Genomic DNA, 23,795 nt, shown 5'->3' with positions numbered 1-23,795 from the left:
TCACTATGTTTACCTGGTTTGAAAAAAGGCTCGATCCGTTCCCCGCAGCGGAACCGGTCGAGCCGCCGAAGACACTGGTCGCCTTCTGCGTGCATTATACGCGCGGCGCCTGGCCCTATATCCTGATCGACGCGGTGCTGGTGACGGCAATCGCGGTGGCCGAAGTGTGGATGTTCGGCTTTATGGGCCGCATCGTCGACTGGCTCTCCGGCCAGAACCGCGAAACCTTCCTGCAGACCGAGAGTTGGAAGCTCGCCGGCATGGCGTTCGTCGTGCTGTTTGCGCTGCCGGGCACGGTATGGCTGCATTCGCTGCTCAACCAGCAGACGCTGATGGGCAACTACCCCATGCGCATCCGCTGGCAGGTGCACCGCTATCTCTTGAAGCAGTCGATGAGCTTCTACCAGGACGAGTTCGCCGGCCGCATCGCCACCAAGCTGATGCAGACAGCGCTCGCCGTGCGCGAATGTGTCATCAAGGTGATCGACGTCTTGAACTACGTTATCGTCTATTTCCTCGGCATGCTCTTCATCGTTGGTTCGGCCGACTTGCGGCTGGCGGCCCCGCTTGGCGTCTGGCTGCTCGGCTATATCGGGCTGTTGCGCTACTTCATCCCGAAGCTTGGCAAGGTCGGCGAGGCGCAGGCCAATGCGCGCTCGACCATGACCGGCCGCGTCGTCGACAGCTACACCAACATCCAGACGGTCAAGCTGTTTTCCCATGCGCGCCGCGAAGCCACGTTCGCCAGGGAAGGCATGGCAGGCTACCTCGACACGGTCTACCAGTCGATGCGGCTGGTGACGGTGCTTTACGGCCTGCTCTACATCCTCAACGCGCTGCTCCTGTTTTCAGTAACGGCGCTGGCGCTGTGGCTGTGGCTCGGCCAGGCGGTGACGATCGGCGCTGTCGCAGTGGTCATCGGCCTGGTGCTCAGGATGTGGGGCATGTCGCAGTGGATCATGTGGGAAATGTCCGGCCTGTTCGAGAACATCGGCACGGTGCAGGACGGCATCGCCTCGATCTCGCTGCCGCGTCTGGTCGAGGACCGGCCGGGGGCGAAGGATATTGCGGTCACCAAGGGCGAGATCCGCTTCGACGACATCCGCTTCCACTACGGCAAGCAGAAGGGTGTCATCGAGAGCCTGTCGCTGACGGTGAAGCCCGGCGAGAAGGTCGGCATTGTTGGCCGCTCGGGTGCAGGCAAGTCGACGCTCGTCAACCTGCTGTTGCGCTTCTACGATCTGGAGAACGGCAGGATCCTGATCGACGGCCAGGAGATCGCATCGGTGACGCAGGATTCGCTGCGCGCGCAGATCGGCATGGTCACGCAAGACACCTCGCTGCTGCACCGGTCGGTGCGCGACAACATCCTCTACGGCCGCCCAGATGCCACGGAAGAGATGCTTGTCGAGGCAGCCGGGCGGGCCGAGGCGCTGGAGTTTATCGGCGGGCTTTCGGACCACACCGGCCGTAAAGGGTTCGACGCTCATGTCGGCGACCGCGGCGTCAAATTGTCCGGCGGCCAGCGGCAACGCATCGCCATTGCTCGCGTTATGTTGAAGGACGCACCGATACTTATCCTTGACGAAGCGACGTCGGCGCTGGATTCCGAAGCCGAGGCCGCCATCCAGGAGAATCTCTACAAGCTCATGCAAGGCAAGACCGTCATCGCCATTGCGCACCGGCTGTCGACCATCGCGGCGATGGACAGGCTCGTCGTCCTCGACAAGGGTCGCGTCATCGAGGAAGGGTCGCACGAGGAACTCGTCGCCAGCGGCGGGCTCTACGCGCAGCTCTGGCAGCGCCAGTCGGGCGGGTTCCTGCTCGACGACGGCCCGGTCGATGCCGCCAATGACGCTGTGGCCAAGGGAGAAGCCGCGGAGTGATGACTTCAGCATGATGACAGCCGTCTATCGCTGGTTCGAGAACTGGGTCTATCCGTTCAGGGAGCCAGCGACTCTTCGGCCACCGTCAAGCGTCGGCGGCTTCCTCTGGCACTATGTCGGCCAGGCGAAGTTCGCCTTCTTTGCCATGCTTGTCATCGGCGGCATCGCGCCGTTGATCGAGGCCGGGCTGTTCTACTTCGTTGGGCGGCTGGTCGACATTCTCGACCAGCTTCCCGGTGAACGCAGCTGGCACGCGCTGTGGACCGCTGCCGGGCCTGAGCTGGTGTTCATGATCGTGGTGGTGTCGGTCATCCGCACCGTCGTCGTCGGACTGTCGGCGCTGGTCAACGAACAGACGATCACACCGGGTTTCTACAATCTGGTGCGCTGGCAGGCGCACCGGCATGCATCGCGCCAGTCCTACACCTTCTTCCAGAACGATTTCGCCGGCCGCATCGCGACAAAAGTCTGGCAGGCGGGGCAAGCGACCGGCGACCTGATGGAGAGCTTCATCGAGGTCATCTGGTTCATGCTCATCTATACGGTGACGACGCTGGCGCTGGTCGCCGGGCTGGATCTGCGCCTGGCCGTGCTGGTGGTGGTCTGGATTCTCGCTTTCGCCTGGCTGGCCAAGCTCTATCTGCCCTCGATCCGCAGGCATGCCGAGGCCACGGCTGAAGCTGGCTCGATGATCAATGGGCGCATCATCGATTCCTATTCCAACGTGCAGACGCTGAAGCTGTTCTCGGCCGATGGCGACGATCGCTACATCCGGAACGGCTTCGACATCTATCTCGACGCGCTGCGGCCTTTCACCCGCCGGTTGACCGGCGTGCGCATGGCGCTGACGACGCTGTCGGGCATCATGATCACCGCGATCGGCTGCTTTGCCGTCTATCTCTGGGTCGAAGGGTCGATCACCGTCGGCGCCGTCGCCTTCACGCTTTCGCTGGTCCTGCGGCTCAACATGCTGCTCGGACGGGTGATGATGCAGCTCAACGGCATATTGCGAAACCTCGGTGTGCTGGAAAACTCCAAGGCGCTGATCTCGCAGCCGCTTGGGCTTGTCGATGCGCCGGATGCGAAGGAGCTTGTCGTGGCCGGCGGTCGCATCGAGGTGAAGAATGTCGAGTTCCACTACGGCAAGGGTTTTGGCGTGCTGAACGGGATCAACCTTGTCGTCAGGCCGGGCGAAAAGGTCGGGCTGGTCGGGCCGTCGGGCGCCGGCAAGACGACACTCGCCAATCTGATCCTGCGGCTCTACGACCTCGAGAGCGGACAGATCACCATCGATGGGCAGGACGTGTCGAAGGTGACGCAGAACTCGTTGCGCGCCAATATCGGCGTCGTCAGCCAGGACACCGCGCTGTTCCACCGCTCGCTGCGCGACAACATCAAGTTAGGCATGCCGGATGCAACCGACGCCGAGGTGGTCGCGGCGGCGAAGAAGGCCGAGGCGCATGATTTCATCCTCGGTTTGYGCGACAACCGGGACCGTGCCGGCTACGAGGCCTTTGTCGGCGAGCGTGGCGTCAAACTGTCGGGCGGCCAGCGCCAGCGCGTGGCGATCGCCCGCGTCTTCCTCAAGGATGCGCCGATCTTGATCCTCGACGAGGCGACCTCGGCACTCGATTCCGACATCGAGGCGGCGATCCAGGAGAACCTGACCCGGCTGATGGAGAACAAGACGGTGATCGCCATCGCGCATCGGCTGTCGACCATTGCCGCACTCGACCGGCTGGTGGTGCTGGACGGCGGCCGTATCGTCGAACAAGGCACGCATGACGAACTGGTGGCGCTGGACGGGCTCTATGCGCGGCTGTGGAAACGGCAGTCCGGCGGCTTCCTCTATCACGAGGAAAGCGTGCTGGAAGAGACGCGGCCGGCGGAGTAGAACGCGATCATGTCGGTCAGAATGCCCTCGAATTTTGGACAAAGCAGCGCGCAGGAGAGCGCGCTCGACCTGCTCGGCCACGAGATCCTGGCCGAAAAAGCGGCGGCCCTCGGCCGTACCGGCCAGCGTGTCGAGGAAACGCTGAAGAAGCTGCGCGAGAATCGTGAGCAAGACCAGCGCGCCCGGCTGCTGAAGGAGGCTGCGGAGGCGGTGCACGCCTATTTCATCCAGCGTGAACTCTGCGGCTTGCGCCGGCATGAGTCGGTGATCCGCGAGTACGACATCCCAAGGGCGGTTCTGGTTAGGCTCGGCGCCAGCTAGAGATCATCGGCCGGCAAACAATCATTCCAGCCATTCGGTGATGAAGCTGCCGCTTTCGTGGATGTCGGTCGATTCGAGCGGGCCGGGTCCAAGATTGGTGAATTTGTGCGGTGTATTCGGCGGCACGATCAGGATCTGGCCGGCCGTGGCCTCGATCTGCTTGTCGCCGATCGTGAACAGGCCGGTGCCCTGGCGGATGATGAAGATCTCGCAATAGGGGTGGGTGTGCAGCCGCGGGCCGCCGCCGATCTCCGGCTGGTAATTGAAGATCAGGCAGGAGTTGGAGCCGTAGGCGCTTAGTTGCAGTTCGCCTTGCCAAAGGCCGGGCGTCCTGGTCCAGGTCTCGCGGTCGATGATGTGTGCCATATCGGCGAGACTAGATCACGGCAACCTGTCCTGTCGAGACAGGGCGGGGAGCCTCGGATTTGCTGAGATTCCCCCGTTATTTAGCCGCCTTTGCCGGCCGTTTGGCATCTGGCCGACTGACACGCTGTTCTGTCCCCGCGACAATCTGCCCTTGTGGCCTCACCCCGCTGGACAAAAACGGGCTTCACGCATAAACCGAAATCCAAATGCCGGAGGAATTCGCTAGCTTGTTCGCCATGCGCTGTCGGGCCGGCGCGATGGAGCGGGGAACAAAGCTCGACCGCCGGCTCGGAAGAGGCGAAAGGATCAGGCACCCGTGAGCGCAACCGACACCCAGGATCCCAACCGTCGTGATTTTCTTTACGTCGCCACCGGCATGGCCGCAGTGGTCGGCGCAGGGGCCGTCGCGTGGCCGTTCATCGACCAGATGCGCCCCGACGCCTCGACGCTGGCGCTGGCCTCGGTCGAGGTCGATGTTTCCTCGCTGACCCCTGGCATGTCGCTGATCGTCAAATGGCGCGGCAAGCCGGTCGTGGTGCGCAACCGCACCGAGCAAGAGATGAAGGACGGCGAGACCGTCAACCTTGCCGACCTCAAGGATCCGATCGCCCGCAACGCCAATCTGCCGGCCGATGCGCCTGCGACCGACGCCAACCGCACCACGCCCGGCAAGGAAGCCTGGATGGTGATGGTGCAGGTCTGCACGCATCTGGGCTGCATTCCGCTCGGCCAGGAAGGCGATTTCGGCGGCTGGTTCTGCCCGTGCCACGGTTCGCAGTACGACACCGCCGGCCGTATCCGCAAAGGCCCGGCGCCGGAAAACATGGCCGTGCCGGTATTCAAGTTCATTTCCGATACCAAAATCCTTATCGGTTGAGGCAGGGGATATTTCGATGAGCGAGGGACACTCGACCTATACGCCCAAGACCGGTATCGAACGCTGGTTCGACGCCCGCATGCCGCTGCCGCGCATGGTCTATGACAGCTTCATCGCCTATCCGGTGCCGCGCAACCTGAACTATGCGTGGACCTTCGGCGGCATCCTGGCGATCATGCTGGTGGCGCAGATCCTGACCGGGATCGTGCTGGCCATGCACTATACGGCCGACACCAATCTCGCCTTCAATTCGGTCGAGAAGATCATGCGCGACGTGAATTCGGGCTGGCTGTTGCGCTATATGCATTCCAACGGCGCTTCGTTCTTCTTCGTCGCCGTCTACATCCACATCTTCCGCGGACTTTATTACGGCTCCTACAAGGCGCCGCGCGAGTTGCTGTGGATCCTCGGCTGCATCATCTACCTCCTGATGATGGCAACCGGCTTCATGGGCTATGTGCTGCCCTGGGGTCAGATGAGCTTCTGGGGCGCCACCGTCATCACCGGCTTCTTCAGCGCCATTCCGCTGGTCGGCGACTGGATCCAGCAGCTGCTGCTCGGCGGTTTCGCCGTCGACAATCCGACGCTCAACCGCTTCTTTGCGCTGCACTATCTGCTGCCGTTCATGATTGCCGGCGTCGTCGTCCTGCACGTCTGGGCGCTGCATGTGGTCGGCCAGTCGAACCCGACCGGCATCGAGGTCAAGTCGAAGACCGACACCGTCGCCTTCACGCCCTATGCGACCATCAAGGACGCGTTCGGCATGATAGTGTTCCTGTTCCTCTTCGCCTATTTCGTCTTCTACCTGCCGAACTTCCTCGGCCATCCGGACAATTACACGATCGCCAACCCGCTGAAGACGCCGGCCCACATCGTGCCGGAATGGTACTTCCTGCCGTTCTACGCGATCCTGCGCGCCATCACCTTCAACATCGGGCCGATCAACTCGAAGCTCGGCGGCGTGCTGTGCATGTTCGGCGCCATCGTCATGCTGTTCCTGGTGCCGTGGCTCGACACGTCCAAGGTGCGCTCGGCGGTCTATCGCCCTTGGTACAAGCTGTTCTTCTGGCTGTTCGTCGCCGACGCTGTCCTGCTTGGCTGGCTTGGCTCGCAGCCGGCGGAAGGCGGCGGTCTGTTGACCCTCATGATAGGTGAGGTCTCGGGCAACTACGTTGGCTACGCTCAAGCGGCGACACTGTTCTACTTCGCCTTCTTCCTGGTCGCGCTGCCGGTGCTGGGCCTTATCGAGACGCCGCGCAGACTGCCGAATTCGATTACCGAGGCGGTGCTGGAGAAGAACAAGGGTGCCGGTGGGGGACATCCGGCCGGTGCGACCTCCGCGCCGGAAACCAAGGGCTGAGCGAGAATCTAAGGGGATTTGGCATGAAGAAGATTCTCACCTCGCTCGCCCTGCTAGGCGTGTTTGCTGGCGGCATCGGAGCGGTCGGCACCGTGGCGATGGCCGCTGAAGAGGCGCACAACGCGGCAGCACCGACGCATTTCCCGATCGACGAACCGAAGGAAATGGACTGGAGCTTCGCCGGCCCGCTCGGCACCTACGACAAGGCGCAGCTGCAGCGCGGCCTGAAGGTCTACAAGGAAGTCTGCTCGGCCTGCCATTCGATGAATTTAGTGGCGTTCCGCACGCTGGAAGGCCTGGGCTATTCGGAGGCGCAGGTGAAGTCCTTTGCCGCCGAATACACCATCCATGACGGTCCCAACGATGCCGGCGACATGTTCGACCGCCCGGGCAAGCCGTCCGACTATTTCCCGGCGCCGTTCGCCAATGAGCAGGCAGCCGCTGCCTCCAACGGTGGCGCTGCTCCGCCGGACATGTCGCTGCTGGCCAAGGCACGCGGCGTCGAGCGCGGCTTCCCGCGCTTCGTGTTCGACATCTTCACCCAGTATGCCCAGGGCGGCCCGGACTACATCCATTCGCTGCTGACCGGTTACGACCAGACGCCGCCGGCCGGCATGGTGATCCCGGAAGGCACGCACTACAATCCTTACTTCATGTCCGGCGTGTCGCTGAAGATGCCCAAGCCGCTGTCCGACGGCCAGGTCACCTATGATGACGGCTCGCCGCAGACGGTCGACCAGTATTCGCGCGACGTCTCGGCCTTCCTGATGTGGGCGGCGGAACCGCATATGGAAGATCGCAAGAAGACCGGCTTCCGCGTGCTGGTGTTCTTGGCTCTGTTCGGGACGCTGATGTATCTGACCAAGCGCAAGGTATGGGAAGACGTCGCGCACTAAGCGCTGCCAGCCACGTATAAAAAAGGGCGCCGAGAGGCGCCCTTTTGCTTTTCCGGAGGCGGCTTGTCACACGGCCGTCACTGCCGCTGGCGATCCTGTGGCGCCCTCATCAAAGGATCGCACCCATGAAAAGATACGCATCGCTCGCGGCAGGACTGCTGCTGCTCATCGCCGGCTCGGCCGCCCAGGCCGAAGACGCAAAACCCTTCATCACCAACAAGGACGTCGACCTGACGATGATCCTGCCGCCGCCGCCGGCCAACGATTCGGCCGAGACCAAGGCCGAGCTTGGCGCCGTGCTGACGCTGCAGGTGACGCGCACGCCCGAGATGGAGGCCAGCGCCATTGCCGACGCCGAGGAAGACGTCTGGCGCTTCACCAATGTCATGGGGCCGAATTTCAACAAGGAAAAGCTGCCGAAATTCGCAGCCTTCTTCGATCGCGTCGTGGCCACCGAAGGCGCTGTCGTCGACCCGGCCAAGGATGTCTGGAAGCGCCCGCGTCCGCACCAGCTCAGCGACCTCGTCAAGCCGGTGGTCAAACTGTCGAGCTCAGGGTCCTGGCCTTCGGGTCATGCCACTGTCGGCACCATGATGGGCATCATCCTGGCCGACATGATTCCGGAAAAGCGCGCCGAGATCATGGCGCGTGCGGCCGAGTATGCTCACAACCGCGTGGTTGGCGGCATCCACTATCCGTCCGATGTCGAGATGGGCAAGATTTCCGGCAGCGTCATTGCCGCCGTCCTGCTCAACCGCGACGACTTCAAGGCCGAGTACGATGTCGCCAAGGCCGAGTTGCGTTCCGATCTCGGCATGTAAGCTATTCACGACAGTCGGTTTTCGACGGGAAGGGGCGCCAAAGGCGTCCCTTTTTCGTTCATGGCTGTGACCAAGAGGCAGTTCGGCAATTCGCCCGTTGGCACGGCGGCGTCGGATTGATATTCGACGCAGCGAGTTTCTTTCGCCATGGCATTTGGAAATCGATGATGCGGCTACGCGACTGTCACAACTTTTCCGATTTCCGGCGCATGGCGCAGCAGCGGCTGCCGGGGCCGATCTTCAATTACATAGACGGCGCCGCCGACGATGAGGTCACCTACCGCCGCAACACCGAAAGTTTCGAGAGCTGCGATCTCGTCCCCAACGTGCTGCGCGGTGTGAGCGAGATCGACATGTCGGTGACCGTCATGGGCCAGAAGCTGGCAATGCCGGTCTATTGCTCACCGACCGCCTTGCAACGGCTGTTCCATCATCAGGGCGAGCGTGCGGTGGCCAAGGCTTCGGCCAAATTCGGCACCATGTTCGGCGTGTCCTCGCTGGGCACGGTGAGCCTCGAGGAGGCGCGCAAGATCAGCAGCAGCCCGCAGGTCTACCAATTCTATTTCCATCGGGATCGCGGCCTAAACCGGGCGATGATGCAGCGGGCAAAGGCGGTTGGCGTCGAGGTGATGATGCTGACCGTCGACAGCATCACCGGCGGAAACCGCGAGCGCGACAAGCGCACCGGCTTTGCCATTCCCTTCAAGCTCAACCTTGCCGGCATGCTGCAGTTCGCGCTCAAGCCGGGCTGGGCGATCAACTATTTCACCCATGAGGGGTTCAAGCTGCCGCAGCTCGACGAGCATGTCGACATGGGCGGCGGCACGATGTCGATCAGCCGCTACTTCACCGAGATGCTCGATCCGTCGATGACGTGGGACGACGTCGCCGAGATGGTCAAGCTGTGGGGAGGTCCGTTCTGCCTCAAGGGCGTCATGTCGGTGGAGGACGCCAAACGTGCCGTCGAGATCGGCTGCAGCGGCATTGTGCTGTCGAACCATGGCGGTCGGCAGCTGGACGGCTCAAGGGCGGCTTTCGACCAACTGGCCGAGATCGTCGATGCCGTCGGTGACAGGATAGACGTCATCATGGATGGCGGCGTGCAACGCGGCACGCATGTGCTCAAGGCGCTGTCGCTCGGCGCCAAGGCTGTTGGCGTCGGGCGCTACTATCTGTTCCCGCTGGCGGCGGCCGGCCAACCAGGCGTCGAGCGGGCGCTCGAGCAGATGCGGGTCGAGATCGAGCGCGGCATGAAGCTGATGGGCTGCAGTTCCATCGAACAATTGTCGCGCACGAATCTCCGTTTCAGGTAGTCGAACGGGAGCGACCGGTCATGGCGGATACGGACAGGGACGTAATAAGGGCGGTTATCGATCGGCAGTTCGCCAGTCTCAGTTGGGATGAGAACGCCGCGCCGGAATGGGACGGCTTTGCCAACGATTTTCTGGAGGGCGCCAGCCTTTATCCGGCTGCCCGTCCGGCAAGGCGCATCGGCATTGCCGATTTTGTCGAGCGGATGCGCGGCCTGTCGCTCACCTCGCTGCGGTCGTTGCAGGAAACCGTGCTGGGTGCCGATATCTGCGTCTTTGGCAACATCGCGATCGCGGCTGTCGCGGCCGAGATGATTGAGAACGGCGCCGAGACCAACCGGTCGATGGAAATGCTGCTGCTGGTGAAGAGCGAGGGGCAGTGGAAGATCGTTGCCCAGGCGTGGGACAGAGCGAGCGAGGCCAATCCTTTGCCGGATGCGCTTGTTTCGGCCGCCACATCGCGCTAGCCGTTGTCGTCGCGCCTCGCGCCGGGGATCTGTCCCTGCGTCGTTTCACACCTGTCCTGGATCATCCGGAGCCGCCTTATGAAACCTTCGCTCGAAGACACGCTGCTCGCCGCGATCCGCACCATTCCGGACTATCCCAGGCCCGGCATCCTGTTTCGCGACATCACCACTCTGCTCGGCAATGCGCGCGCCTTCCGCCGCGCCATCGACGAACTGGTGCATCCCTATGCCGGCCAGAAGATCGACAAGATCGCCGGCATCGAGGCGCGGGGCTTCATCCTTGGTGGCGCCGTCGCGCACCAGCTTTCGGCCGGCTTCGTGCCGATCCGCAAGAAGGGCAAATTGCCTTACGAGACGGTGCGCGTCGCCTACAGCCTGGAATACGGGCTGGACGAGATGGAGATGCACAAGGACGGCGTTGCGCCGGGCGAGAAGGTGATCCTGGTCGATGATCTGATCGCCACCGGCGGCACGGCGGAAGCTGCGGTGAAACTGCTGAGGCAGATCGGCGCCGATATCCTTGCCGCCTGCTTTGTCATCGACCTGCCGGATCTCGGCGGGCGCGCCAAGCTGGAAGCACTGGGTGTGCCGGTGCGGACGTTGATCGGGTTCGAAGGGCATTAGAGTAGGGAGTAGGGAGCTCCGCATTCCATGCAAGGCGCAGCACTCACTACTGCCTACTGCCTATTCCCTACTTCCTACCCAGCCTTCACCAGCACGGCGCTGTCGAACTCCAGCACCTTGTCGCCTGTCGAATCGATCCCCTCCGAGCGCAGCGCGAGCAGCCGCCAGCCGGGGCGGGTGGCGAGCGGGCGATGGGACAGGGCCGTGCGCATGAAGGTGACGGTCTCTCCGGCATAGACGGGCTTTGGCCATTTCAGATTCTTGAAACCGGGCGAGGGACCGAATTCGGGCACCGGACCCAGGCCCGTCCACCCGGCATCCATGCGGGCCTCGACACTAAGTTTCATCCAGGTTGCCGCGGTGTGCCAGCCTGAGGCGCAGAGGCTGCCGAACACGCTTTTCTTCGCCGCCTCCTCGTCGACGTGAAAGGGCTGCGGATCGTATTTGCGGGCGAACGCCTTGATCGCCTCGGCGTCGAATGTGTGCGAACCGAGGTTGATGGTTTCGCCAATGCGGAAGAACTCGTCGAGGCTCATGCGCCGGTCTCCCGGGTCAGGAACATGACGGTGTTTTCGAGTTCAAAGACGCTTTCGCCACGCTGGTTGAGCAACTCGCTGCGAAACGTGACCAGGCCAAGCTGAGGGCGTGACTTCGACAGGCGCTTGGCCAGCACACCGGTCCTGCCGGAAAGCGTATCGCCTTCCAGCACCGGCTTCTTCCATTTGACCTGGTCGATGCCGGGCGCACCTTGCGCGGTCGAGTCGAGCAGGAAGGCGTCGCACAACATGCGCATGAAGATCGCACAGGTGTGCCAGCCGGAGGCAGCGAGCCCGCCAAGGATGCTGGCCTTGCCGGCTTCCTCGTCGAGATGCATCGGCTGCGGATCGAACTCGGCGGCGAATTCGACGATCTCGGCCGCACTCACCTTTTTGGCGCCGAGGTCGATCGACGCGCCCTCGGTGAAATCCTCATAGGCCCAGCTTTTTCCGGTCATGATCCTAATCCGGTTCAAGGTTGTACGATCACCGGGCATCCGGATGCCGTCCGGGCGGCGTTTGGTCAAGCGAATTCTGTTGGGCCTAAAGCGCCTCGCGTTTGAACGGAAATCAGGCAACGCGCTTTAGTTCTTTGTTTTTATGCATGTCGTTCTCTCAAAACCGGGACCACTTTTGAGCGACATGCATTAGAGCCAGCCGCGGCGGCGGAAATACCAGAAGGGCAGGATCGCCGACAGGATCATCAGGCCGATAGCGAAGGGATAGCCGAGCTCCCATTTTAGCTCCGGGATGATGTCGAAATTCATGCCGTAGATCGAGGCCACCAGCGTCGGCGGCAGGAAGATGACGGCAGCAACCGAGAAGATCTTGATGATGGCGTTCTGCTCGATCGAGATCATGCCCAGTGTGGCATCGAGCAGGAACGAGATCTTCTGCGACAGGAAGGTGGCGTGGTCAGCGAGCGACAGCACGTCGCGCGACACGGTCTTGATGCGGGCGCGGATGTCCTTGCTCATCTTGGTCTGCGTCGCGACATGGGCGAGGAAGCCGGTGAGGCGCTGCAGCGAGATCAGGCTGTCGCGGATCGAGGAGGCGATGTCTTCCTTGCGGCCGATGGCCTTGAGCAGTTCCTGGAAATCGCGGTTGCGCTTGTTCACCTTGGTCGAACGCGCCTCGAAAATGTCGCGCGAGATCGTCTCGATGTCACGGCCTGCGCGTTCGAGAATGTCGGCGAGGCGATCGACGATCGCTTCCAGCAGGCCGATCAGAATGGTGTTGCCCGTGGTGCAGCCGGTCGCCACCTTCTCCGCGCGCAGCGGAAAGGTTTTGAAGGCCTTCGGCTCATGATAGCGGATGGTGACCAGCCTCGGACCGGCAAGCACAAAGGTGACCGGCGACATCAGCGGATCGTCGACCTCGGTCTGCGCCGGCAGAGTGGCTGTCATGAAATAGGCGCCGTCCTCGATGTAGAGGCGGCTCGAAATCTCGATCTCCTCCATCTCCTCGCGCGTCGGAATGGCAACGCCGAGCCAGGTCTCGATCGTCGTCTCTTCTTCCTTGGTCGGGTTCAGAAGGTCTGCCCAGACGACCTGATCGCCATTGGCCACGAGATCATCGGCGAGGCGCAGGCGGTCATTGTCGACGACGAAGGCCTTGATCATCGCCGCTCTCCGTTGGTTGAGCCCAAGAGGTTTCGTTCGATAGCGATGGGTCTTGCACGCGCGGCCGTTCCCCGCGGGGACGGCCAAGTCGCATGCAGACGGCCTTAGACCCGGTGCCAAGGGCAGTCAAGCGAAGCAGCATACCGGTTCTTCCACTTGACGAACCTGTGATCGGCCGCCGTCAGCGCGCCGCCTGCGATCCCGTCCGCAAGCTCAGGTGTTGAACTTGAACAGCAGGACGTCGCCGTCCTGGACGACATATTCCTTGCCTTCGTCGCGCGCCTTGCCGGCTTCCTTGGCCGCCACTTCGCCGCCCAGCGTGACATAGTCGTTGTAAGCGATGGTCTGGGCGCGGATGAAGCCGCGCTCGAAGTCGGTGTGGATGACACCGGCGGCCTGCGGGGCCTTATCGCCCTTGTGGATCGTCCAGGCGCGCGTCTCCTTCGGCCCGGCGGTGAAATAGGTGATGAGGTGCAGCAGATCGTAGCCGGCGCGGATGACCTTGTTCAGGCCAGGCTCGTCGAGCCCGAGCGAGGACAGGAATTCCATCTCCTCTTCGTCGGAGAGCTGGGCGACTTCGGCCTCGATCGCGGCCGAGATCACAACGGTGCCTGCGCCCTGCGCGGTCGCCATCTTCTCGACAGCCACAGTGTGCTCGTTGCCGGTGGCGGCGTCGGCCTCGGCGACGTTGCAGACATAGAGCACCGGATGCGAGGTCAAGAGGTTCAGCCCCTGCAGGATGCGCAGATCTTCCGCTGAAATGCCCTTGAGCAGGATGCGCGTCGGCTTGCCGGCCTGGAGGAGCTCGAGTGCAGCCTCCATCATCGGCAGCACGGTGGTGGCTTCCTTGTCCTTGCTGCCGGCGCGCTTGCGGAACTGCACGATGCGGCGCTCGAGGCTGTCGAGGTCGGCGAGCATCAGCTCGGTCTCGACTGTATCAGCGTCGGCGACAGGGTCGATCTTACCCTCGACGTGGGTAATGTCATCATCCTCGAAGCAGCGCAGCACATGCACGATGGCGTCGACCTCGCGGATGTTGGCGAGGAACTGGTTGCCCAGCCCTTCGCCCTTGGAGGCGCCGCGCACCAGGCCGGCAATGTCGACGAAGGAGATGCGGGTCGGGATGATCTCCTTCGACTTGGCGATCGAAGCGATCTTCTGCAGGCGCGGATCGGGCACCGCGACCTCGCCGGTGTTCGGTTCGATGGTGCAGAACGGATAGTTGGCGGCCTGCGCCGCCGCCGTCCTGGTCAACGCGTTGAAAAGCGTCGACTTGCCGACGTTGGGCAAGCCAACGATGCCGCATTTGAAACCCATGTGTCCGGTCCTATCGGGAAATAGAAATTTGATGAGGGCTATGGGCGATAGGGGTGAGGAACGTCAAGCCCTGCGGTCCCGATAGCGTCGACGCTCAGTCCTTCTTGCCGAACAGTTTCTTCAGCATGGCGGCCATCGGGCCGCTTTCCGGCAGCTTGGCAGGCGCCGGCTGCGGCCGTGCCTGGCGGATGTGGCTCTGGGCTTTCGGGCTCTGCGTTTTCGGCGCCTTGGGCGGCGGCCGGTCGTCATCGCCGGTCGGCACGAGCTTGTCGCGCAAGGCCAGCGTCACCCGGTTCATGAAGGAACTGTCGTCGCCCTTGGCGAGCAGTCCGGCATCGTCCGCGATGGTATCCAGCAGCACGCCCAGCCATTCGCGATCGGCCTTGGCGAAATCGCCAAGCACATGGCCGTGCACCATTTCCCGGACGCCGGGATGGCCGACGCCGATGCGCACGCGGCGAAAATTCTTGCCGACATGCTGGTCGAGCGAGCGGATGCCGTTGTGGCCGCCGGCGCCGCCGCCAACCTTGACCCGCAATTTGCCGGCCGGCAGGTCGATCTCGTCATAAAAGACGGTCAGCGCTTCGGGGCCGATCTTGTAGAAGCGCAGAGCTTCTCCGACCGCCTGTCCCGACAGGTTCATGAAGGTCTGCGGCTTGATCAGGAGAATCTTTTCGCCGGCAATGGTGCCTTCGGCGATCAGGCCCTGGAATTTCTTCGACCAGGGCGAAAAGGAATGGCGGCGGGCGATTGCGTCCGCCGCCATGAAGCCGACATTGTGCCGGTTATCAGCGTATTTCGCGCCCGGATTGCCGAGGCCTGCAAACACAAGCATCGCGCGCTCCGGGCTCGAAAATTACTTCTCTTCGGCAGCAGGAGCCGCCGCTTCGGGGGCTGCCGCTTCCACCGTCTCTTCCGTCTCCGGCTTCATCGCCGAGGAGCCGGCAATCGTCGCGATGGTGAAGTCGCGGTCGGAGATCACCGGCTTGACGCCGGCCGGCAGGGTCACCGCCGAGATGTGGATCGAATCGCCAATGTCGGCGCCGGTGAGATCGACGGTGATGAATTCCGGGATCGCATTGGCCGGGCAGTGGAACTCGACTTCGTGACGCACGATGTTGAGCACGCCGCCGCGCTTGATGCCGGGCGACTTGTCTTCATTGATGAAGTGGACAGGCACGTCGACATTGACCTCGGTGTCCTTGCCGATGCGCAGGAAGTCGACATGGACTGGGAAATCCTTGACCGGGTCGAGCTGGAAATCCTTGGGCAGAACCTGGATTTTCTTGCCGTCGACATCGATCGTGGCGATCGTGGTCAAAAACCCGCCGCCATGGATTTTGTAGAAGACGTCCTTGTAGTTCAGCGCGATAGCCAGGGGAGGCTGTCTGTCGCCGTAAATGACTGCAGGCACTTTACCGTTACGGCGAACTGCACGGGCGGACCCCTTACCGACCTGTTCGCGCGCTTCGGCCTTGAGCTCGTAAGTATCGTGGCTCATGGCATTTCCTTTCGCGTGTTATGGAGCGTTTGCGGCGGGCAAATTGCCTGGACCGTAAACGTCGAAAGCCGCCAGGCCTGGATGTCCGAATGCGGGAAGCCGCATACGCGGACCTTTATTCGGGATCACAAGGGAAGGCAGCCTTCCGCCGCGTTGCCTCCAAGGGTGTCTACGCGGGTGGCGGCTCTATAGCGGAAGGCGGGAAAGGGTGCAAGTCTTGGGCCGCAAGGGGGCAGGGTCATTCCTGATTGCCGCTCAACGCGTCGCGCAGGGTCTGGATCTGCCGGTTCAGCGCGTCGAGCTGAGGCAGCGTCATGCCCGAGCGCTCGATCAGGGTTTCGTTGAGGCAGTTGCACTGGACGAGCAGCGCGCGACCGGCCGACGTCAGGTCGACCTGCACCTGGCGCTCATCGGTCTGGCTGCGCTGGCGGGTGACGAGCCCTGCCTGTTCCATGCGCTTGACCAGCGGTGTGATGGTGCTCGATTCCAGGGCGAGCCTGTGCGCAATGCTGCCGACCGACATGCCGTCGGCCTCGGCAAGCGCGTTGAGCACGAGGTATTGCGGATAGGTGATACCCATCTCGTCCAGCATCGGCTTGTAGGTTCTGTTGATCGCCATGCTGGTGGCGTAAAGCGTGAAACAGAGCTGATTGTCCAACGGGAGAGGCACGACGCATTCCTTTGCCGACTGAGCGTTTCAGATATGTACCACGAAAAATGATATCGCGATACATATTTTCTGTAGACAAGGGTTTCGATCTGCGCTAGTCATATCGTTATCGCGATATTGATTATCGCGAAAGACAATCAATGGAGATTGAGATGACCAAGCCCGGCAGCAGCACGATCACCACCAAGGACGGCACCGAGATTTTCTACAAGGATTGGGGAACCGGCCAACCCATCGTCTTCCATCACGGCTGGCCGCTGAGCAGCGACGACTGGGACGCCCAGATGCTGTTCTTCCTGTCGAAGGGCTACCGCGTCATTGCCCATGACCGGCGCGGCCATGGCCGTTCGACACAGACGGATACCGGCAACGAGATGGACACTTACGCCGCCGACGTCGCGGAACTTGTGGCGCATCTCGACCTCACGAACGCTATCCATGTCGGCCATTCGACCGGCGGCGGCGAGGTGGCGCGCTATGTCGGGCGGTATGGCTCGGGCGGCCGTGTCGCCAAGGCGGTGCTGATCGGCGCCGTGCCGCCGATCATGGTCAAGTCCGCGGCCAATCCCGGCGGCCTGCCGATCGAGGTGTTCGACGGTTTCCGCTCCGCCCAGGCTGCCAACCGCGCCCAGTTCTTCCACGATGTTGCGGCCGGCCCGTTCTACGGCTTCAACCGTCCCGGCGCTCAGGTCTCACAGGCTGTTGTCGAGAATTGGTGGCGCCAGGGCATGATGGGCGGCACCAAGGCGCATTATGATTGCATCAAGGCGTTCTCGGAAACCGACTTCACCGACGATCTGAAGGCGATCGACGTGCCGGTGCTGGTCATGCATGGCGACGACGACCAGATCGTTCCGATCGCCGACTCGGCGCTGCTGTCGGTCAAGCTTCTCAAGAAGGGCGAGCTCAAGGTCTACAAGGCCTTTCCGCATGGCATGGCGACGACCCATTCCGATGTCATCAATGCCGACCTGCTGGCCTTCTTCAAGGCATAGAATCGTCCACTTGGATATACAAAGGCACCCGCCGTCAGGCGGGTGCTTTTGCTTTCATCGAAATGTCGGACAGTACCTACTTGTCGAGAAAACCAGTGATCAGCTTGACGGTCGCGTCGGGGTTTTCCTCCATGATCCAGTGACCGGAGTCAGGCACGATGCCGCCTGTGACATCGGTCGCAACAAGCCGCAATGTATCGGCCTGCGTTGTGCCGGCGGATTTTTCCCCGCCAACAGCCAGCACCGGCATGGTCAGTTTGCCGCCGGCGGCGAGCATCGCCTGGTTGTCGATCGCGTCCTGGTCGAAGGCCTTGAACTGCTCGAAAGCGTCATGCATCGCATGCGGGCGGGCATAGAGTTTGGCGTAGTGCCTGCGTGTTGCCTCGTCGATCTTCTTGGGGTCGGCCGACAGCTCGTTGTAGAAGCGGTCGAGATAGATGCGCTCGCGCCCCGCGACCAGCCGCTCCATATCCGGGCCGCGGAAGTTGAAGTGCCAAAGCAGCGGGCTTTGCTTGATCTTTTCCCAGTCGCCGATGCCGGGCAGCGGCGCATCGATGATGACCCATTTGGTGATGCGCTTGGGATATTGCGCGGCAAGCGCATAGCCGACCATGTTGCCGATGTCGTGGGTGACCAGATCTGCCTTGTCGATCTTCAGGGCGTCCATCACGCCGGCGATATCGACGGCCTGGTTCTTCTTTGTGTAGCCCGCTTCCGGGTGGGCAGACAGACCCATGCCGCGCAGATCCGGCACGATGACGGTATGGTCCTTCGCAAGTGCGTCCGCCGCCGCACCCCACATGTCTCCGGTATCGGCAAAGCCGTGCAGCAGCACGACGGCGGGACCTTTGCCGCCGACGCGCACATAGAGTTTGGTGCCGTTGGTTTCGACGGACTGCGTCTTGAATCCCGGTGGAAAAGGAACGATGCGTGCCGTGGCCGGCAAGGTAACAAGAAGCACACCCAACACGGCCAACACGATCTTGCGCATATCATTCTCCAGAGACGTCGGAGGCCCCAAGCCTTCGTTGATGACTATCTCCTAACAGGCTTTTCACCCGGCGTATGGTGAAGAATCAAAGAGGGCGCAGCAAATGCCGCGCCCTCGTATCATTTCCGGAAGATGAGCTGATTTTAGCCGGCGGCGACCTGCGCCTTCCTGGCTTCCTTCATGTTGGGCAGGAAGACCGTCAGCAGGCCGAGCAACGGCAGATAGGAGCAGATCTGGAAGACGAAATCGATGCCTTTCATGTCGGCGACGACGCCGAGCACGGCAGCGGCAATGCCGCCCATGCCGAAGGCGAAACCGAAGAAGATACCGGCGATCGTGCCGACACGCCCGGGCACCAGTTCCTGCGCGAAGACGACGATGTTGGAGAAGGCCGAGGACAGGATCAGGCCGATCAGCACCGTCAGCACCATCGTCCATTCGAAATTGGCGTAGGGCAGCGCCAGCGTGAAGGGCAGCACGCCCACGATCGAGAACCAGATCATCGCCTTTTGTCCGTAGCGGTCGCCGAACGGGCCGCCGAGCAGGATGCCCAGCGCCGAGGCGCCGAGAAACAGGAACAACATGACCTGGCTCATCTGCACCGACACGCCGAACTTATGGATGGAGTAGAAGGTATAGTAGCTGGAGAGCGAGGCGATGTAGGCGTTCTTGGTCAGCACCAGCAGCGTCAGCACCGCCAGCGCTCCCATCACCTTCTTGCGCGGGAAGGGCGAGACGAAGCTTGCCGCCTTGCGATTGCCCTGCGCGGCGCGCATCCGGCTGTACCAGCCGCCGACCCGTGACAAAACGATGATGCCGATCAAGGAGCCGACAGCGAACCAGGAAATGCTGGTCTGGCCGAAGGGCACGACGATGAAGGCGGCGAGCAGCGGCCCCATCGACTGGCCGAAATTGCCGCCGACCTGGAACAGCGATTGTGCCAGGCCAAAGCGGCCGCCTGAGGCAAAGCGGGCAATGCGCGAGGATTCCGGATGGAAGATCGCCGAGCCGATGCCGATGAGCGAGGCCCCGACCAGAAGCAGCGCATAGTGGCCGGCATAGGCGAGCACGATCAGGCCGATCAGCGAGGAAGCCATGCCGTAGGGGAGCGAATAAGGCATTGGCCGCTTGTCGGTGATCATGCCGATGACCGGTTGCAGCAGCGATGCCGTGACTTGGAAGGTGAAGGTCAAAAGACCGATCTGCCAGAAATCGAGACCGTAATTCTCTTTCAGCAGCGGATAGATCGCCGGCAGCAGCGATTGCATGATGTCGTTGACACCGTGGCAAAAGCTCACCGCAAGAATGACGGTGAAGGCGGTCGCCTGGACTGAGGGGAGGCTGGCGCTTGGCTGCGGCGCAATGCTGGTGGCTGTCGTATCGGTCAAGGCAGGCTCCGAGGTCTTTTTGGCGGGTGTTTGCCCGCAGGCAGGCTTAGCGGCCGCTCCTGCGGACCGCCTTAAGGACGCTCGTCTGAAGCGCCTTGGGGGATGGTTGCCTTATAAGCTGCTTGCGAGGCGACTTCTTTCGTGGTTTGGTCCAATAGTTTCGCAAGTGGGCCATAGCCGATGCCACATGGCAGGGACATCTTCCGCGCCGGCAATGCCGATCTCGGCCAATTGCACGAAAGCCGCTGGCAATGGCTGGAGGAGGTTTCCGGGCCGGCGGTGGCTTTGCCGACCGAATATCCTGATGGTTACCACGTGCCTCAACACCGCCACAGCCGCAGCCAGCTACTGCATGCGCTGGTCGGCGTCGTGCTGGTGACGACCAGGTACGGGCGCTGGATGGTGCCGCCCGACCACGCAATGTGGATACCGGCCGGCACCGAGCATTCCGTCGAAATGCTGGGCGATGTCTCGATGCGCTCGCTCTATGTCATGCCGGGCGCGATTCCCGGCCTGCCGGAAGGATTGCGCGTCGTCGGCGTCACCGAGCTGATGCACAGCCTGATCGTCGAATCGGAAAAGCTGCCGCAAGGCGGTGAACTGGAAGGGCGCGGCGGGCTGATCATGAACCTGCTGTTGCACGAAATCCCGACGCTGCCGGAACGGCCGCTCGGCCTGCCTTTCCCGTCCGATCCGAGGCTGGCGGCACTTTGCCGGCGTTTTGTGGCGGCGCCTTCGCCACATGCCACGATCGACGAGTGGGCCGATGCCGCAGGCATGAGCCGTCGCTCGTTCACCCGCGCCTTTCACCGCCAGACCGGGCTGTCACTGTCGACATGGCGTCAGCAGGCCTGCCTGTTCGCGGCGCTGCCCAGGCTCGCCGACGGCGAGCCGATCACCAGGGTGGCGCTCGATCTCGGCTATGACAGCGTGCCGGCCTTCATCACCATGTTCAAGCGGATGCTGGGCGCCTCGCCGCGCGGCTATATGCGCGGCGCGCGCGACGAAGGCATGCGGCGGGCTCCACCTCGCCTTGAGGGTCCGGCGTCCTAAGAGGCACCGGGGGAGCACGCGCCGACGCTGCCTAGTCCAGCTGAACGCCGCTGGCCTTGACGATCGGCTCCCACTTGGCGAGCTCAGCCTTCACATGCGCTCCAAGCTCCTCCGGGGTGGAGGCCACGATCGAGGCGCTGAACTGGGCCATGCGGGCAATCACGTCCGGATCTTTCAGGGATTCAACCGCCGCCTTCTGAAGAACAGCGATCACCTCCGGCGGGGTGCCCGCAGGCGCAAACAGAGCGTTCCAGCTATAGGTTTCATAGCCGGGAATGGTTTCGGCGATAGCCGGGATGTCGGGGAAGGAGGGGACGCGCTCCTTGGTGGTAACGCCAAGCGCTCTCAGCGTCCCGCTCTTGATGTGGCCCGATGAAGACGGGAGGTTATCGAACATCATCGGCACCTGATTGCCGATAACGTCGTTCAAGGCCGGCCCGGCGCCCTTGTAAGGGATGTGCTGCATGCTAACACCGGCCATGGTCTTGAACAGCTCGCCCGAGAGATGCAGCGGGGTGCCATTGCCCGATGAGGCGTAGGCGTATTTGTCCGGATCCTTCTTCAGCAGTTCGATCAGCTCCTTGACGTCCTTGGCGGGGAATTCAGGGTTCACGACCAGGACGTTCGGCACCAGGACCAGCAGCGATATCGGAGCGAAATCCTTCTCCGCATCATAGGGCTTTGTCTTCAGGATCAGCGGGTTGAGCGCGTGCGTGGCAACCGTGCCCATGAGGATCGTGTAGCCATCGGGTTCAGCCCGGGCGACCTGGGCAGCACCAATGCTGCCACCGGCGCCGCCGACATTTTCGACGACAATCTGCTGGCCCAGCTTCTCGGACATCTTGTTGGCGACGAGGCGCGCGACCAGATCGGTTGAGCCGCCGGCGGAAAAGGGGACAACCATGGTGATTGTCCGGTCCGGAAAATCGGCGGCCCAAGCCGCCGGCGCCGAAAAGCCGGCCGCGATGGAAACCGCAAGCCCGAGCAAAGTCCTTCGCCGCATTGGCATCTGCTACTCCTCCATTGTTTGGAGGGGCAGTATGCCATGCCAAGCGCGTCGGGAGAAATGTCTGCTTGCAACAACAACGCAGATTACGGGCCGCTAATGTAGGCGTCCGCTTTATCTGTTTGTTTGACGCAATTCCCCGAGGGAAAGCGCTACGCGCGTCTCCCGGGAAAACCGCTTCACACTTTTCTTGGAATTGCTCTAGTCGAACAGGCTCGACACCGATTCCTCGGTTGCCGTGCGCGAGATCGCCTCGCCCATCAGGTCGGCGATCGAGATGACGCGGATGTTCGGCGCATCGAGCACGCCCTGCGTCGGCTGGATGGAATCGGTGATCACCAGTTCCTGCAGCTTCGAGCCGGCGATGCGGGCAACCGCGCCGCCCGACAGCACGCCATGGGTGATGTAGGCGGTGACGCTGGTGGCGCCGTTGGCCAGCAGCGCATCGGCGGCGTTGCACAGCGTGCCACCGGAATCGACGATGTCATCGATCAGCAAGCAATCCTTGCCGGCGACCGCGCCGATGATGTTCATCACTTCGGATTCACCGGGCCGTTCACGGCGCTTGTCGACAATGGCCAGCTGCGCGTCAAAGCGCTTGGCCAGCGCACGGGCGCGGACCACGCCACCGATGTCGGGCGAGACGACGACGACATTACCGAGCTGCTTGTATTTTGCCTTCACGTCGCGGGCCATCACCGGCACCGAGAACAGATTGTCGGTCGGAATGTCGAAAAAGCCCTGGATCTGGCCGGCATGGAGATCGAGCGTCAAAACGCGGTCGACGCCGGCGCGGGTGATCATGTTGGCGACCAGCTTGGCCGAGATCGGGGTGCGGCCCGACGCCCGGCGATCCTGCCTGGCATAGCCGAAATAGGGAATGACCGCGGTGATGCGCTTGGCCGAGGAGCGCATGAAGGCATCGATCATGATGAGCAGTTCCATCAAATGATCGTTGGTCGGAAACGAGGTGGACTGCAGGATGAAGACATCCTCGCCGCGCACGTTTTCCTGGATTTCGACGAAGATTTCCTGATCGGCGAAACGTCTGACGCTAGCTTTACCCAGCGGGACGTTGAGATAGCGGGCGACCGCTTCGGCCAGCACCCGGTTGGAATTGCCCGCGAAAAGCTTCATGCACCGTTCCTGGCGAAGGATGGGGGAGGTCCTCTTAACCGGGCTTTTAGCGAGCCGTGCCGGTATTGCAAGCCTCGTTGGTCGGAATCCGCCGGCTAATCTCAAAAACGTCAACAGTGACGAAAGCCGGGAACAGGCGGATCAACCGGCGCTGCCGCCGAGCCAGGCCGCGAACTGGTCGATCGTCTGGTCAGCGATCGCCTGCATTGTAGCGGGCGCGACAGCGGGCCAGCCTTCGGTGGCATTGGCGGACGGCGCCTTCTGCTGGCCGTTGATGCGGTGCAGCCGGTTGCCGGCGGGGTCATAGACGTCCCAGACATAGATGACGGTGGTGTCCTTGCCTTCCGTCATGGTCGAGAAGTAGCCCTTCAGCACATGCGTGGCAGCCTGGTCGGCGCTGCCGGCAAGCGTGATGCCGCGCTGCCTGGCGCGCGTCTGCAGTTCGGCCGTTAGCGGCGTTGCCGCTTCCACCGAGGCACCGACAATCGGCGCGATCTGCAGCCGCGTTTTCGACAAAGCGGCGGCGCTCTGCGCGGGGTTGGCGGGTGTGGTGGCGCCGACCGTCGGCGTTGGTGTGGTGACGGGCTCAGTGCCCGGATCTGCCGACGGAGGCTGGGCCGAGGCTGCCGGCGGCGTGATGGCGGACGGTTCGAGGACGTCCTTGGCGTTGGTGCAAGCGGCCAGCACAAGCGCTGCGAGCAATGACACGGTCGTCACATGCGATCGTCTCATCTGCCCGAAAACTCCTTAGCCGTGA

The 23,795-nt window shown here is 62.5% G+C and carries 25 protein-coding genes; 12 read left to right on the top strand and 13 right to left on the bottom strand.

Annotation, left to right across the window (positions count from 1 at the left end; all coding sequences use genetic code 11):
* Nucleotides 1–5 precede the first annotated feature (5 nt).
* Genes AC1DYO_RS04255 through AC1DYO_RS04245 form a run of 3 tightly spaced genes read left to right on the top strand, consistent with a single transcriptional unit; the run spans nt 6 to nt 4,101 of the window.
* A complete protein-coding gene (locus AC1DYO_RS04255; RefSeq protein ID WP_477261443.1) occupies nt 6–1,886 on the top strand; it encodes an ABC transporter ATP-binding protein in 1,881 nt (626 codons plus the stop codon).
* 10 nt (nt 1,887–1,896) lie between these two features.
* The gene (locus tag AC1DYO_RS04250; protein ID WP_477260643.1) at nt 1,897–3,780 is read left to right on the top strand and encodes an ABC transporter ATP-binding protein; all 1,884 of its coding nucleotides are present in this window, start codon (nt 1,897–1,899) and stop codon (nt 3,778–3,780) included.
* 9 nt (nt 3,781–3,789) lie between these two features.
* A complete protein-coding gene (locus AC1DYO_RS04245) occupies nt 3,790–4,101 on the top strand; it encodes a DUF6665 family protein (RefSeq protein WP_477260641.1) in 312 nt (103 codons plus the stop codon).
* A 21-nt stretch (nt 4,102–4,122) separates the two neighbouring features.
* Here AC1DYO_RS04245 and AC1DYO_RS04240 read toward each other — a convergent pair whose 3' ends face one another.
* Nucleotides 4,123–4,467, bottom strand: coding sequence for a cupin domain-containing protein (locus tag AC1DYO_RS04240; RefSeq protein WP_477260639.1), 345 nt, complete (start codon nt 4,465–4,467; stop codon nt 4,123–4,125).
* Nucleotides 4,468–4,783: 316 nt separating this feature from the next.
* Between AC1DYO_RS04240 and petA the strand changes: the two genes are divergently transcribed.
* The 7 genes from petA (at nt 4,784) to AC1DYO_RS04205 (ending at nt 10,822) form a co-directional block, all read left to right on the top strand.
* Nucleotides 4,784–5,344: a ubiquinol-cytochrome c reductase iron-sulfur subunit gene (gene petA, locus AC1DYO_RS04235; protein WP_181061343.1), complete on the top strand. Its 561-nt coding sequence runs from the start codon at nt 4,784–4,786 to the stop codon at nt 5,342–5,344.
* A gap of 16 nt (nt 5,345–5,360) precedes the next feature.
* Entirely contained in the window at nt 5,361–6,704 is a 1,344-nt protein-coding gene (locus AC1DYO_RS04230; RefSeq protein ID WP_477260637.1) for a cytochrome b, read from the top strand.
* Nucleotides 6,705–6,727: 23 nt separating this feature from the next.
* Complete coding sequence (locus AC1DYO_RS04225) at nt 6,728–7,600, top strand: cytochrome c1 (protein ID WP_181061345.1); 873 nt, start codon at nt 6,728–6,730, stop codon at nt 7,598–7,600.
* A gap of 125 nt (nt 7,601–7,725) precedes the next feature.
* Nucleotides 7,726–8,421, top strand: a complete 696-nt coding sequence (locus AC1DYO_RS04220; RefSeq protein ID WP_477260635.1) for an acid phosphatase — start codon at nt 7,726–7,728, stop codon at nt 8,419–8,421.
* A gap of 167 nt (nt 8,422–8,588) precedes the next feature.
* Entirely contained in the window at nt 8,589–9,734 is a 1,146-nt protein-coding gene (locus AC1DYO_RS04215) for an alpha-hydroxy acid oxidase (protein ID WP_477260633.1), read from the top strand.
* A 20-nt stretch (nt 9,735–9,754) separates the two neighbouring features.
* Nucleotides 9,755–10,198: a nuclear transport factor 2 family protein gene (locus tag AC1DYO_RS04210; protein WP_477260631.1), complete on the top strand. Its 444-nt coding sequence runs from the start codon at nt 9,755–9,757 to the stop codon at nt 10,196–10,198.
* Nucleotides 10,199–10,276: 78 nt separating this feature from the next.
* Nucleotides 10,277–10,822, top strand: a complete 546-nt coding sequence (locus AC1DYO_RS04205; protein ID WP_477260629.1) for an adenine phosphoribosyltransferase — start codon at nt 10,277–10,279, stop codon at nt 10,820–10,822.
* Between the two features lie 74 nt (nt 10,823–10,896).
* On the opposite strand, the gene AC1DYO_RS04200 is transcribed toward AC1DYO_RS04205, so the two are convergent.
* The 7 genes from AC1DYO_RS04200 to AC1DYO_RS04170 form a co-directional block, all read right to left on the bottom strand.
* Nucleotides 10,897–11,358, bottom strand: coding sequence for a MaoC family dehydratase (locus AC1DYO_RS04200; protein ID WP_477260627.1), 462 nt, complete (start codon nt 11,356–11,358; stop codon nt 10,897–10,899).
* Nucleotides 11,355–11,816, bottom strand: coding sequence for a MaoC family dehydratase (locus AC1DYO_RS04195; protein WP_477260625.1), 462 nt, complete (start codon nt 11,814–11,816; stop codon nt 11,355–11,357). Before AC1DYO_RS04195 ends, AC1DYO_RS04200 begins: the two co-directional genes overlap by 4 nt.
* Nucleotides 11,817–12,005: 189 nt before the next feature.
* On the bottom strand, nt 12,006–12,980 hold the full coding sequence (corA, locus tag AC1DYO_RS04190; RefSeq protein ID WP_477260623.1) for a magnesium/cobalt transporter CorA: 975 nt from the start codon (nt 12,978–12,980) through the stop codon (nt 12,006–12,008).
* Between the two features lie 213 nt (nt 12,981–13,193).
* Nucleotides 13,194–14,297, bottom strand: a complete 1,104-nt coding sequence (ychF, locus tag AC1DYO_RS04185; RefSeq protein WP_477260621.1) for a redox-regulated ATPase YchF — start codon at nt 14,295–14,297, stop codon at nt 13,194–13,196.
* A gap of 94 nt (nt 14,298–14,391) precedes the next feature.
* On the bottom strand, nt 14,392–15,132 hold the full coding sequence (gene pth / locus AC1DYO_RS04180; RefSeq protein ID WP_477260619.1) for an aminoacyl-tRNA hydrolase: 741 nt from the start codon (nt 15,130–15,132) through the stop codon (nt 14,392–14,394).
* A gap of 21 nt (nt 15,133–15,153) precedes the next feature.
* On the bottom strand, nt 15,154–15,798 hold the full coding sequence (locus tag AC1DYO_RS04175) for a 50S ribosomal protein L25/general stress protein Ctc (RefSeq protein ID WP_023670037.1): 645 nt from the start codon (nt 15,796–15,798) through the stop codon (nt 15,154–15,156).
* A 238-nt stretch (nt 15,799–16,036) separates the two neighbouring features.
* Nucleotides 16,037–16,468 (bottom strand): MarR family winged helix-turn-helix transcriptional regulator, encoded by a 432-nt coding sequence (locus AC1DYO_RS04170; RefSeq protein ID WP_477260617.1) that lies wholly within the window; start codon nt 16,466–16,468, stop codon nt 16,037–16,039.
* 152 nt (nt 16,469–16,620) lie between these two features.
* On the opposite strand from AC1DYO_RS04170, the gene AC1DYO_RS04165 reads away from it, so the two are divergent.
* Nucleotides 16,621–17,463 carry an alpha/beta fold hydrolase gene (locus AC1DYO_RS04165; RefSeq protein ID WP_477260615.1) on the top strand — a complete coding sequence of 281 codons (843 nt, stop codon included), beginning with the start codon at nt 16,621–16,623 and terminating at the stop codon, nt 17,461–17,463.
* 76 nt (nt 17,464–17,539) lie between these two features.
* Here AC1DYO_RS04165 and AC1DYO_RS04160 read toward each other — a convergent pair whose 3' ends face one another.
* Together AC1DYO_RS04160 and AC1DYO_RS04155 are read right to left on the bottom strand one after the other, a co-directional pair.
* Nucleotides 17,540–18,454 carry an alpha/beta fold hydrolase gene (locus AC1DYO_RS04160; protein ID WP_477260613.1) on the bottom strand — a complete coding sequence of 305 codons (915 nt, stop codon included), beginning with the start codon at nt 18,452–18,454 and terminating at the stop codon, nt 17,540–17,542.
* Nucleotides 18,455–18,597: 143 nt separating this feature from the next.
* Nucleotides 18,598–19,842, bottom strand: a complete 1,245-nt coding sequence (locus AC1DYO_RS04155) for an MFS transporter (protein ID WP_477260611.1) — start codon at nt 19,840–19,842, stop codon at nt 18,598–18,600.
* 180 nt (nt 19,843–20,022) lie between these two features.
* Between AC1DYO_RS04155 and AC1DYO_RS04150 the strand changes: the two genes are divergently transcribed.
* Complete coding sequence (locus tag AC1DYO_RS04150) at nt 20,023–20,895, top strand: AraC family transcriptional regulator (RefSeq protein WP_477260609.1); 873 nt, start codon at nt 20,023–20,025, stop codon at nt 20,893–20,895.
* Between the two features lie 31 nt (nt 20,896–20,926).
* Here AC1DYO_RS04150 and AC1DYO_RS04145 read toward each other — a convergent pair whose 3' ends face one another.
* The 3 genes from AC1DYO_RS04145 to AC1DYO_RS04135 all read right to left on the bottom strand — a co-directional run bounded on the left by AC1DYO_RS04145 (nt 20,927) and on the right by AC1DYO_RS04135 (nt 23,770).
* Nucleotides 20,927–21,904, bottom strand: a complete 978-nt coding sequence (locus AC1DYO_RS04145) for a Bug family tripartite tricarboxylate transporter substrate binding protein (protein WP_477260607.1) — start codon at nt 21,902–21,904, stop codon at nt 20,927–20,929.
* Nucleotides 21,905–22,102: 198 nt separating this feature from the next.
* Complete coding sequence (locus tag AC1DYO_RS04140; RefSeq protein ID WP_477260605.1) at nt 22,103–23,038, bottom strand: ribose-phosphate pyrophosphokinase; 936 nt, start codon at nt 23,036–23,038, stop codon at nt 22,103–22,105.
* A gap of 141 nt (nt 23,039–23,179) precedes the next feature.
* Nucleotides 23,180–23,770 carry a hypothetical protein gene (locus tag AC1DYO_RS04135; RefSeq protein WP_477260604.1) on the bottom strand — a complete coding sequence of 197 codons (591 nt, stop codon included), beginning with the start codon at nt 23,768–23,770 and terminating at the stop codon, nt 23,180–23,182.
* Between the last annotated feature and the right edge of the window lie 25 nt (nt 23,771–23,795).

The sequence above is a fragment of the Mesorhizobium sp. P2_F5 genome (genome assembly GCF_056403715.1).
Note: the sequence above shows the minus strand (reverse complement) of the source record. Positions and strands in the feature narration are given on the sequence as shown.